Origin of the sequence: Paenibacillus sp. Soil724D2, assembly GCF_001427935.1 — a bacterium.
GTDB lineage: Bacteria > Bacillota > Bacilli > Paenibacillales > NBRC-103111 > Paenibacillus_E.
The window spans coordinates 65106-78801 of the sequence record NZ_LMRY01000045.1; the positions used below are offsets into that span (position 1 = coordinate 65106).

Consider the following 13696-nt stretch of genomic DNA (forward strand, 5'->3'; position numbering starts at 1 on the left):
GTGGAGAATGCGTGCAGTAGATGGAATAAATTGGGACAGTTATCCTAAGACCAGATTTACTTGCTTCTGCAAGTCTAAAGAGGTAAATGAAGGACTCGTTAAAGTGAAATAGAACCGAACACCATGCTTTGTATTTTCAACACCAAACTTACTTCCGTGCATCTCAAGTATATTCTTTACGATGGATAAGCCGAGTCCGGTGCCCCCTGTTTTTCGATCTCGAGATTTTTCTGCCCTGTAGAATCGATCCCAGATTAATTTTAGATCGTCATCTCCAATTTGCTTTCCGCTATTTTCCACAGAGATACAAACAGAATTTTGTATTTGTTGCACATTTATTTGAATAAATCCTTCGTAATAGGTATGTCTGATCGCATTACTCAAAATGTTTGTTATAACCTGCTCTAATCTTCTTAAATCCCCAAAGACTTTAAGATCTTCTCCTTCATTTTCAAGGTTCAATTTGAGCTTTTTCTCGTTAATTGGTTTGGTAAGCCTATCTTTCACATTATGAATAAGATCCATGATAGGAAAGCAACCCAAATCTAACTTGTAAGATTTGGATTCAAGCTCGGCCAAGTCCAGTAAATCCAGCACCAATTCATTCATATTATCAATCTCATCAAGTATTACATCAATGTAATGCTCTCTTTTATGCTCCGCTATATGATCCTTAACCCCTTCGGCAAATCCCTTGATGATTCCCAGAGGTGTTTTGAGTTCATGAGAGACACTGGCCACGAATTCTTTGCGCATGACTTCAAGCAGTTTTTCTTTTTCGATATCACGTTGGAGCTGTTCATTGGCAATCTTTAATTCATTTAGACTAGTACCGAGATTTTTAGATAAACGATTTAAGCTAACCGCCATATTTCCAAATTCATCCATCGATTTTACAGGAACCTCTTCCGAAAAATCCAAATTCGCCATTCTGGTAGCAACTTGATTCATCTTAATGAATGGCTTTGAGAGGATTTTGGAGAAAAGTAAAGCCATCACCGCAATAAATAATAAGGCAACTAGAAATGCATAAAAATAGTAATCTCTCAGCACATCAACAGCTTCTCCTACAGGCTGAAGGGAAGATATCGCAAAAACATATTCCGACGAAGTTCCATTTTCTTTGCTTACAGGTCTAACAAACACGATATTATCCATGCCATTTAAAGGGTTATTATAGTGAAACTGATTGGTTTTTCCAGGTTCTATTTTAATTTTATTCAGCAGTTGGAGTCCCTTCCAATAGTCAATCGATGACTCCAACAATCCTCTACTATAACTGCCCATTTGTGATATTTGAGTTGGGATATCCAAAGCAATTATTTTCCCGCTAATTTTCTTAAGAGAAAGCAACTCACTCATTTCTGCTGTAATCAGTTCTTTATTTATTACTGCTTGTTGTGGAATCGTTGTTTGACTTGTGCTTGTTAAAGTACCTTCAATTAGAGCACCTGTTGTGACATTATCATTTTTTATACTAGAAAGGTAAATGATTTGATTTAGCTTATCATGAAAAATATCCTCTACCTCTATTTGAGAACCCAAAGTCAGCTTTAAGTTTTGAAAACCCTCCAAATAAACAATATTGTTTAGGAGAATCTTTAGTTTCGTCTTGTCCATCGTTTCCACAACGATTCCATAGGCAGGACTAAACTTTATGTCCTCATTTTCATCCAATATAGCGATCTGAGAATTGTTTTGGACAGCAAATTTGTTAACGTTTCGAGTGCTAGCTTCGCTATCCCATTTTTCATTTTCATACATCATGCTGAATTTCTCAATACTATTTTCTAATTTGGATTTTTTTATATATAAATAGAAGCTTTTATAGAATAGAGTCTGTCCTACCATGAAGATCCCTAAGAACAAGGAAAAAGATAACAGAGTAATGATAAATAACTTAAAAGTAACGCTTCGTTTTATCACCTATTTACCTCGAACTTATAGCCAGATCCTATTACGGTGGAGATATAGCTTGATTTTTCCCCAAGCTTATTCCTAAGCTTCTTAATATGGGTATCAACAGCCCTTAAATCACCAACAAAGTCATAGCCCCAAACCCTGCTCATAATGCTTTCTCTCGTTAATACAATCCCTTTGTTCTCCAATAAATAAACTAGCAACTCGTATTCCTTTGGTGCAAGATCGATTTTTTCATTGTCCATTTTTGCGGTACGGGAGAGTCTGTTTATTTCTATGCCTTTGTACGCAATAAAACCATCCGTTTGACCGATTGAGCCCTCCGCCCTTTTTAGAAGTGTTTTGGCCTTGGCTACCAATACCCTTGGGCTAAAGGGCTTGGTTACATAGTCATCTGCACCCAGATCATATCCCATTAATTTATCCTCTTCTTCTGCTCGCGAGGTTAACATGATGATAGGTACGTCCGAAATTTTTCTTAACTTTTTACAAACCGACCAACCATCTAGCTCAGGTATCATAATATCTAGTAAGACCAAATCTATTGCCTCTATTCCAAAAAGCTCCATCGCTTCTCTACCATTCTCAGCTACAATAACTCGAAAAACTTCTTTTGAAAAATAGTCTACTACGATCTCCCTCATTCGTATATCATCCTCAACTAAAAGAATAGTTTTATTCATGCTGAACAACCTCGCTCTCGTACTCAAGAAATAACCTACGTTAATAACATACTATTCACATAGAGTACCTCTTACTGGTGTTAAATTCTATTTTATCAATTTACTTCTTTCCCATTATTAATTGATTTTATTTGACGAGTGTGTATTTCTTATGTACTACCTTAGCTAACTTCAATGTGTACAATTCTAGACGGATTAAAGTGTGTCAAGGTTGCTATGTCACATTATTTTACATGAAATATTTTATTTCCTTTTTAACAAAAAAAACGACTGCATTATTTTGTGAGGATGTTTATTACCGTGGCTCACAACAAAACGTTCTATAGAAACAGAAAGACTTGTCGGATAACAAGAACATTAGCCCATAAATGACATCCGCCCGGCCAAAGCTGAGCGACACGGTGGAGACGAAAATCGCCGTCCTCTATTGCGGCGGAGACGGTGCTGGGGTGACTCGCGGACTGGCGGACGTCTGGATCGCCCGCACCATCGCGGAGGAAAAGGCGGGCTGAGTCGGGATGTACAAGAAAACCTCCGCGTCCTTGTGGATGCGGAGGTATGATTTTTGTAAACACGTAATTGAAGCATAAGCCATCACAATGAGGGGGGAATGAAACCAACGGAATAATATCCATCCTATGACCTTAAGAAAGGACAGAGGAGCCCTTGTTACAGGTGCCCCCCGACCTTAGCTATATACCTTGCAATTTTACACACACGCTCTTCTTTATTGATATATTGCTAATTCCCATAATGAGTAGCCGTATTGGGTATTACGTTTAGTGCCGTTAATCTTTACAAACCTGGCGTTGGTGGGGCTAAAGTCTATTTGATCAATGCCACCATCACCGGTTGTCGAGGAATACACGGGCGTCCAGGACTCGCCATCTGCGGAAACTTCGATTGAATACGCTTTTGCAGAAGCGTTTTCCCAGTTAAGAAGCACTCCACTAATCAAGACGGGTGTTCCCAGATCAACGCTGATCCATTGCGGATCGCTAAATGCGGACTCCCATCTGGATGTCTTGTTTCCATCGACCGCATAATTGCCGCCCTGAAGCGGACTCTTGGACGTAAATGTCGGTTTGTTCAAAGCAAGATTAACTTTTAAGTCCATGGTGATATTCTGCTGAATGGAAACATCCTTATAGCCAGCAGCCTGGATGCTGATCGTATACATGTCGGCCGTTGTAAACAAGGAATCATACAAGGTTATCATTCCAGGTGTTACGCAATATTGCTCGGCATTTAATGTAATTCCGTTTAACTTCACCGCGTTGATCGCATCTCTCCATATCCCATCGTCTGCGAAGGTAATTTCGATCGGCTGATAAGTTGTGTTCACTACTGTATCAGCAGTTAAAACAGGTGTTAGTGGAGCAGATGGTTCTGGCGTTGGTGTTGGTGTGCCTGTTGAGCTGTCGTACACTTCAAACTCCCAAAGCGAATATCCGTATTGCGTTGTCCGTATCGTGCCGCTCATCATGACATATCTTGCGCTCTCAGGAGCAAACGTAAGATCATCGATTCCTGGTTTACCCGTCGTTGTCGAATAGACCGTCTTCCAAGTTGAGCCATCTACAGAAACCTGAATCGTGTAGCTTTTTGCAGCTGCGTTTTCCCAGTTCAAGAGCACATGATTTACCTTGTACTCTGAGCCCAAATCAACTGTAATAAACTGCAGGTCGCTGAATGCGGATTCCCAGCGTGAACCCTTATTTCCATCCACCGCTTCTTTTCCACCTCGCAGTGGGTTCTCGGACGTGGTCGTCGGTTTGTTCAAAGCAAGATTAACTTCCACGTTCGTGTTCTTGCTGACATCCTGCTGAACGGAAACTTCATTATAGCCAGTTGCCTGAATGCTGATGGTATAGCTGTTAGCCTCTGGAAATAAGGAGGGTACCAAGGTAATTTTCCCAGGTGTTACGCTATATTGCCCAGCGTTTAATATTGTTCCGTTTAACTTCACCGCGTTGATCGCCTCTCTCCATGCCGCATCGTCTGCATAGGTGATCTCAACTGGCTGACCGATCATGTTCAATATCGTATCTGCATGCATTTCAGGTGCTGCTAATGGTGTTGGTGGTGCTGGTATTGTTGGTGTACCCGTGGAGGTACCGTACACTTCAAACTCCCAAAGCGAGTAACCATATGGCGTTGTCCGTGTCGTGCCGCTCATCTTGACATATCTTGCGCTCTCAGGAGCAAACGTAAGATCATCGATTCCTGCGTCACCTGTCGTTGTCGAATAGACTGTCTTCCAATTTGCTCCGTCCAAGGAAACCTGAATCGTATAGCTCTTGGCGGCTGCATTTTCCCAGTTCAAAAGCACATGATTTACCTTGTGCTCCCAGCCCAAATCAATCGTGATAAACTGAGGATCGCTGAATGCGGATTCCCAGCGTGAACCCTTATTTCCATCCACCGCTTCTTTTCCACCTCGCAGTGGGTTCTCGGATGTGGTCGTCGGTTTGTTCAACGCAAGGTTAACAGTCGATTTGGTGATGATATCCTGCCTAACAGTCACTTCCTCAAATCCGGTCGCCTGAACGGTAATCGCGTAGCTGCTGTTTTCCTCTGTGAATAAATCAGCATTCAAGGTGATTTTACCTGGTGTTACGCTGTATTGGGCTGCGTCCACATTCATTCCATTCACCTTTATTGCATAGATCGCGTTTCTCCATGCCGCATTGTCAGCATAGGTGATGTCGATCGCTTGACCAATCGTATTCATCGTTGAATCTGCCGTTAATACCGGTGCGGGTTGCTTGCCCGAGGCACTTCCGTATACTTCAAACTCCAAGAGTGAGAATCCGTATTGCGTTGTCCGTGTTGTACCGTTCATTTTCACATACCTTGCATTCTCAGCCGGGAATGTGATGTCATCGATACCAGCATGTCCTCTTGTTGTGGAATAAACGGTCTTCCAAGTTACGCCATCCAAAGAAACCTGGATGGTATAGCTCTTGCCAGCGGCATTTTCCCAGTTCAAATGTACATGACTTAATTTGTATTCCGAGCCTAAATCGACTGTAATAAACTGCGGATCGCTGAATTCAGATTCCCAACGTGTATCTAGCAGCCCGTCTACAGCGTAGCTTCCAGCTTTAACCGGATTTTCGGAAGTAACGGTCGCTTTGTTCAGTGCAAGGTTCACAGTTGAACTCGTGATCACATTTTGCTGAATCGTAGCGTCCGGATACCCGTCCGACACGATGGTAATCGTATAGAGGTCCTCATTTGAAAATAATGCTCCATGCAAGGTGATTTTACCTGGTACTATGCTGTATTGCGAAGCATCCACTTTCGTCCCATTCACCTTTACCTCGTTGATTGTGCTTCTCCATGCTGCATGGTCCGCATAGGTCAATTCGATGGGTTGACCCGTCGTATTCTGTGAAGAATCGGGCGTTAATTGTGGAGCTATTTTTTGATTCAAGTCGCTGACTTTCGTCGGATCAACTTTTACCAACATTTTCGGACCTACGATGGCAGAGCCTGTTACTCCATTTGCGTTGCGGAAAGTGACCATAACAGGAGCGTTCGTCGGATTCCAGATCACGGAAGAGTAGATTGAACCTTTTTTATATACCGTGGCACTTGACCAACCGGTCGCCCAAATGTCATTGGATCGCTGCCCCAAAGTCGCCATGTTATGTACGAACCAATAGGTGTCGAATATTTCATTTTTCTGGGTACCTTCAAGCGTCCATTTGTTAAGTACCGCTTGCGGATCGCTTAGCGACTGAATCGGCCATACGATATGATACCACGTATCCTCAGGGCCTTTTTTGTCCGCAACCATACCGTTATACAACGTGGCGGCTTTTGCCGGATCGAAGCCATAGCTTGTCAAATATTCTCCGGTTGGCAGCCAGTGGATGCCGTACACATGAACCGGATCTCCGCTAAAGAAAGTACCGAAGTTATACGCACTTCCGTATACTTGGCCGACCGATTTGTGCTTAAACCCTGGCAGCCAGTTGTCGTTGTCATAATTGAACCAGTATTGCTCTACAGCTTTCAGTTCGGTCGTAAAGCCGAAAATGGCGATATCGCGATCGGCTGTGTTGCCGGAAAGCAGGCTCCACATGTATTCCCCGACCCAACCGAACAGTGACTCTCCGGCTGCCTCTTGGTTATTCCCGCTGTTATTGTCCCCATACCCACCAGCCCATGAATGACCTTCATATGGATCGAAGTTGCGGAGGAACGGATAGAGCGGATCGTCTTTCGACGGGTTGGCGTAATCCCGAATAAGGTGCTCAACCATGTCGCCGTAATTGTCTTTGAAATCCTGATCGTAAGTCGCCAGGACGGCGGAAGCAAACACAAAATAGCCGTAGGTGAAATGGTGATCCGTCAGGCCAGTATTGGCACCAAATTCACTCGATTTGTAATACATGGTGCCCCAGGTCGGATCGTAATACATGAAGTATTCCGGTTCGCCCTTCGTGTAAGTATACCAGTCGGTTAATATGGTTTTCATTCTGCTTAGGAAAACATTCTTATAATACGTATCACCGATTTGATCAGCGATCAAAACGCCCATAGCCAGCGGATGAAGCACTTTACCTTGCCAATATGCATCCCCAGCCATGATATTTTTTGAAGTCGACTCATCCAGGAAGTCCAATTGCTCTAATAAGGCTTCTCGTGAATAAGTCGGGTCTCCCGGTTCGGTAAATTGGGGAACGATCCCATAAAATCTGTCTACCGTGGTAAAGGAGTTTCCTTCATGCAGCTTCAACGCACCCCGAATGGACGGGTATGTCAGATTCGTAAGCGATGAAGTGGTAATTTTCCATTGATGTGGTAGCAGTGCCATCAAGGTTGTGGGTGCCAGATCTGCACGCTTTTGATCGATCGTGACATCGAATTTGGTCGTAACCTCGGAGGTTTGCTCGTTAAAGCTCGGAGTGACCGTCGTATTCGTGACGAACGCATATGCATGTTTATAGAAGTAGTTCAAGTCGCCAGCAGTGGGAATCGTAGACAATGACAAATAATTTTGTCCGCTGCCTAGTCGGATTTTGATTTTACCGCCGACTTTTGTGAAGGTGGAGCCTTCAGGCGCGAATACACCGTAGTGCCTGATCACCGCTTGTGGTTTCGGAGCACCGTCCACGTTCGTCACGGTAAACCCGATATGGTCAGCCGTTATACTAGCACCTTCGGATGTTAAGATCGCCTTGTTGCTGTCATCAAAAAATTGAGTAGCAGCAGGGAAATAAAGTTCAGGCGTAGTAGGATCGCTAAACTCTGAGTAAAGATACGGCGAGCCTTTGACAAAAGTCGTTTTCATTTTTTCTGTCTCGTTGTCGCTTAATATGACAGTGGCGGACCAGTCGCTATACCCGGAAATTTTGTTCTTAATGCGGGATGCGCTGATGTTACCGGACATCAAGTAAAAATCAGGATCTCCGCCTGCATACTGCGAATTTCCGCTTTCGTCCACCCAGCCCGCGCCGGGGTTCAAGATGCTCAGGCCTTGATTGGTATATTTGGATTTAAGCGGAAGTGTGATGAGACTGTCACTCAAATCTTTAATCAAGACGGATTGCCACCAATCGTTGGAGGCAATCGGTGCAGCGATATTGTCCGTTTTGTTAACGGGAGGTCTAGGCTGCGGCATTGTAATATCACTGGTTAAGTAGCTGCCCTGACCGACGGCAACTGTAGAAGCGGTTGGCAGTGTCGGAATGGTATAGGACGGTTTGGCATCCCCTGGCACGTAATCGTAAACGGAAAAATTGAATAGGGAGTAGCCGAAGCTTGTCGTTCTGCTGATCCCTTTCACTCTCACATAACGGCCGCTGGCATAAACGGGAGTGTCCATTAAACCTTCTTTCCCGTTCATTTCTCTGTAAATCGTGTTCCAGTTGACGGCATCGTCAGATACTTGGAGGTCGTAGATTCTGCCTGCTGCGTTTTCCCACAGCAGTCTGATGCGACCCACGGTGTGAACACTGCCCAGGTCGACATACAACCACTCATCGCTGGTGTCTTTGGAAGACCAACGAGTGTCCTTATCCCCGTCTACGGCATTTTGCGGGATCAAGAGGGGTTTATCTTTGCCGGCTATTTGGTAGGAGGAGACGACAACTGATTTATTTAGGGCGACATCCTCACCAAGAACGATCGGCTGGGGATTGCTTCCGCCTGTACCGTATACCTCGAATTCATGGAGCGAGACTCCATAATTTCCGGCACGCTCGAGAGACAACATACGGATGTAACGTCCGGATCCTGTCAGGGCAATCGTGTCCACACCACCGTCTCCAGTAGTAGTTGCATAAATATCTTTCCACTGTGCCTCATCGTCGGATACTTGAATCTTATACGATTTGGAATAGGCGTTCTCCCAACGGAGAATAACCTGGTCAATGTTTGCGGCAGCACCGAGGTCAATATAAATCCATTGCGGGTCTGCACTAAAGGCGCTGCCCCAGCGGGAGTCCATATCTCCATCCACCGCTTTGTCGGGCGTTAATCCTCCCTCCATCGATGAAGCGTAAGTTGCTCCCTCATAGGATAGTAAGTGAGAAGGGTTGGCGGCCTTTGCGGCTGATGCCTTTGGGGTAGGTACCATGTCAAATAAGCTAAGCACCATGGATACAGCAATGGATAAAGAAATGATCTGACCAAATTTCTTGCGAATACTTCTAGCAGGTATACCCATACTTAATTTTCCTCCTAAGTTGTTGCCCCCGAGGGGTTCAACTGTGACGAAACGCCTAGTCGTTTTTTGTCGTCCAGTTGCAAAACTGATTATATTCCGCGTTGGAAAAATAAAACAATAAGCACTTTTACCTATGGATCTCAAATGTGCTAGTTCACTATGTCTATATTTAGAAAAAACCCAATGTGATTCTAATTCGTTTATTCAAGCGGCATGAGCCAGATTGTATATATTTGCAAATGGGCAAAAATACCTATACATAATTATTTTATACAAAAAAGAATTATATGATATTTTTGTAAATGAAATAAACGATCCAAATTTTCAAAAATACGTTAGCGCATAACCAAACAGAACCAGCTTATCCATCTGGAACCCTTTGCGTAGAATAGAGTTTGTCCTACCATGAACATACCTAAGAACAAGGAAAAAGAGTTCTTTCATCTATTTACCTCAAACTTATAGCCTAATATGCCATTGCACGCGAGAAAGCCATCCATTTGACCGATTGAGCCCTCCGCCCTACAACCTCGCTCTCATATTCAAAATTGATTTTATTTGAAGGATGTGTATTTCCTGTGTACTGCCTCAGTTAACTTCAGTGTGTACTATTCCTAGAAGAGAGGATGCAAAGAGTACCTCTTTTGTTAATGATGGATTACGAGATGTGAATGTTACTAACAATACATGAAATGAAATGCGGATTTTTTTCTTTTATTAAAAAAATAACGATGAATACACACAAACTACATAATGTTAATTTAAATTAAATATAGAATTATATTTTGAGACACCCAAACTATATTGCGCAAAATCCACAAAATGAAAACGCAATCATTACGAGAGAGTAGGTGATAGAGTGTAAAAATAACGATATAGCAGCGTGATCAATGAATATGAGAATGGAGTTCTAATGTTTTATGGGTTCGATTGAAGTGCAAGCGTATATATTTACTATAAAGGACGTGACAGCCTTGAGACGGCAAGAAAGAAAGCTTTTCATTATGATCGTGTCTATGTTTTGCTTGCTAGGCACGGTTCAACCCGCTTTCGGTATGGGTTCAGCCACAGTCGCAACCGATCAAGCGCAATATCCAACCAGTAAGGTATCAACAACAACTTCGATGGATCCCGCAGCATTTGCACCGAACCGTGTTATTGTAAAATACAAATCTAGTACGAAATCTCACGAATCGCTATTGAGCGCGATGAAAGACAAAATTGTGAGCGTTAAGCCACTTTCGCTTATCCAAGCCGAGGTATGGAACCTCTCGGGCGGAGCGGATGTAAAAAGCGTGGTCGAAGAACTATCCGCCAATCCGGATGTTCTGTACGCCGAGCCCGATTATTACGTGCAATCCCCTAATATCAAATCCGATAATATCAAGAATAAAGTCGATTACTTGCATTCACCCGAAACCATAAAAGCCGTCGAAGTGAATCAGGCGATCACTAAATACGCGAAAGAATACAACAATGCGCCTGACCCGATCACTCCTAACGACCCACTTTACCAGGATCAATGGTCGCTGAATAACCAAGGTCAGACCCTGAATGGAAATGCTCCCGGCGGCACACCCGACATCGATATGGACGCACCCGAAGCTTGGGCCCTTACGAAAGGCAGCAACGACCTTATCGTGGCCTTGATCGGTTCGGGTGTCGATACGAATCTGCCCGATCTGAAGGATAATATTTGGATCAATGCCAAAGAAATCGCCGGTAACCGTGCGGACGATGACGGCAACGGCGTTGTCGACGATGTGTACGGTTGGGATTTCTTCCATAACGACAACACATTGTTCGATACTTCCGATAAATATACCGATTACGCAGGCACTTGGCTCGCCAGCATCATCGCGGCTAAGATGAACAACACCGGGATCACGGGCATTGCGCCGAATGTGAAAGTGATGCCGCTCAAATTCGTTACGGATGAACAAGGCGGAACGATTGAAGATGCGATCAAAGCGATTGAGTATGCGCAGAACAAGGGCGCAAAGATTGCCGTTTTCGGCGCCACGAGCAGTTATTACAGCGAATCGTTGCGCGAAGCGGTCAAAAATTCGTCCATGCTCTTCGTGACGGGCGCGGGCGATCAATTTTATCATGATAGAGCCAATACGGATATCTTTCCGACCTATCCGGGCTCTTTCAAGTTCGGAAACGTTCTGAACGTGACCGCCGTCGACAGAGGCGGAAATTTGGCAGAATTCGCCGGCTACGGCAAACAGTCTGTAGATGTGGCTGCGCCGGGAGATTATGTTGCTGCTGCATCCCCCGACCAACGGATCGGTTTTGCCGCAGAGATTAACAATGGAACATACAAAGCGATCTATAACGGCATGGGCTTCGAGCAAGTGCCGATCAAAGGCTTTAATGCGGATGATCCGAAAATCGTTTATGATCCGAAGCAGCGACAAGATATGTTCGATACGGCCATGAACTATTTGAATCAAGACCGCGACGGTAACGGGAAAACGGACATCCTTCTTGTACAAGACAATATCACCGGGAACTTTGGGATTGGTCCATTTAGTACAAGTGCTGCCAATGTCAGCGTAACCGGCCTTGTCTACGATGAAGATGGAGTCGACGAAACGACAAGAGTGAAGAACGTTTATAAGAACTTGCTTCACGATGGCGGATATGACGGCTACTCTTTGTTTGAGACGGACACTCAAGCTCAAGTGGGACCTGATTTAGCTACGCTCAATAAATACGATGTTGTCATTTGGTCTACGGGAACTCTCGAGACCGAAAATCCCAACTTTTTATTGGATTCAGATCAACGGAACTTGACGGCTTACTTGAACGGCGGCGGTCATCTGCTCCTATCCGGTCAGAATGCGATCGATCACATTAAAGATTCCGATTTCGTAACGAAGACGCTGCATCTCGTCCAACAAGGGCAGACCGGCTTCGATCATGATACCGGCACCATTCTCCCGGTAGAAAATACAATTTATGATTACAGAACGAAACCTGGTATTCAACCCTATTACCTAACAAGTATTAATGCTTTCTTCGACTTAACCGTGTCTAGCGATCCTTCGATTACGAAGATCAACCTGGAATATCCGGAAGGCTATTACCGGTATAAAACGGGTACTCCTTTCGCGGCTGCTAACGCTGCGGGCGTGGCTGCTCTCGTATGGAGCTATAACCCCTCGATGAGCGCCGGTGAAGTGAAGAGCCGGTTAATGAACAGCGGCACGCCGCTTAGCTCCTTGAGCAACATCACCGTAAGCGGCAGGATGATCAACGCTTTCCGGGCCCTTTGGGACACCGACATCCCAGGCACGCCGCTGCAAGATTCCATGACAAGCGGGACGCTTGACTCCAACGGAAAGACGTTTGGCGCGGGCAATAGAAAGAATGCTGTCTACGCCCTCGACCTGAAGGCAGGCGAGACCATCACCCTCTCCCTCTCGGGCGGAGCAACTATTGACTTCGACCTTGCTTTATTCGGTCCTGCTGCCACAACCATTTCTACCAAAAATGGATTAGTAGGGGTGTCCAAGTCTCCTGGCAGTTCGAAGGAAGAAATCGTGTACACTGTACCGGCTGCGGGGACATATTACGTCAATGTCATGGCAACGGCCGGCTCAGGCAGCTATAAGCTAAGTGTAACGACAGGCAACCAATGGGGTACGTTCCAAGATTCGAATCCCGCCCTTCGCTTTAACGGAAATTGGTCAACCCTTTCGGATTCACCGTTTTCGGGCGGAACGATCAAACAGATTCAATCCGAAGGCAGCGTGGAGTTCGGCTTCAAAGGAAACCTGATCGAATGGATCGGTACCAAAAACCCGAGTCAGGGGATTGCCGATGTGTATATCGACGATGTCAAAGTAGCTTCGCCGTCGCTCTATAGCACGACCGTATTGCATCATCAATCGCTTTTCAAGAAATGGCTGCCTGCGGGACGTCATACGATCAAAATCCAATGGACCGGCCAGCATGATTCGGCAGCCAAAGGCTCGTGGATTAACGTCGATGCCTTCGTCGTCTCGAACTTGATTGCATCGAGCGATATCAACGTAAGTTATAACGGCGCATGGGGTACGATGTTCGGTTCAAGATTTACAAAAGGCAATGAGAGATTTACGTCGTCGAAGAATAGTGCGGCAGAGTTCGTCTTTACCGGAACCCGCGTAACGCTGATGTCCAACACAGGCAGTAATCGCGGGAAAGCGCAAATCTTTATCGACGGCAATCCGGTTAAGACGGTAGATTTGTATAGCATGTCCATTCAATACCAAGTTCCGGTATTTACGTCAGATAAGCTTAACTGGGGCATTCACACAATCAAAGTCGTAAATATCGGAGATCGAAATGCCAGCTCTTCCGGCCAAATCGTCACGATCGACGCGATCAACGTGCTGAACTGATTTTCGGCACTCTCACT

General features: G+C 44.8%; 4 protein-coding genes. 1 reads left to right on the top strand and 3 read right to left on the bottom strand.

Going from position 1 to position 13696, the window contains the following annotated elements; translation table 11 throughout:
• Positions 1-39 precede the first annotated feature (39 nt).
• From ASG85_RS27265 to ASG85_RS39435, 3 genes are all read right to left on the bottom strand, one after another.
• Positions 40-1767 (bottom strand): sensor histidine kinase, encoded by a 1728-nt coding sequence (locus ASG85_RS27265; protein ID WP_235550234.1) that lies wholly within the window; start codon positions 1765-1767, stop codon positions 40-42.
• Positions 1768-1922: 155 nt separating this feature from the next.
• A complete protein-coding gene (locus tag ASG85_RS27270; protein ID WP_060648326.1) occupies positions 1923-2603 on the bottom strand; it encodes a response regulator transcription factor in 681 nt (226 codons plus the stop codon).
• A gap of 727 nt (positions 2604-3330) precedes the next feature.
• Entirely contained in the window at positions 3331-9285 is a 5955-nt protein-coding gene (locus tag ASG85_RS39435; RefSeq protein ID WP_060648327.1) for a discoidin domain-containing protein, read from the bottom strand.
• 920 nt (positions 9286-10205) lie between these two features.
• Between ASG85_RS39435 and ASG85_RS27280 the strand changes: the two genes are divergently transcribed.
• Positions 10206-13679, top strand: a complete 3474-nt coding sequence (locus ASG85_RS27280) for a S8 family serine peptidase (protein WP_060648328.1) — start codon at positions 10206-10208, stop codon at positions 13677-13679.
• The last annotated feature ends 17 nt before the right edge of the window (positions 13680-13696 follow it).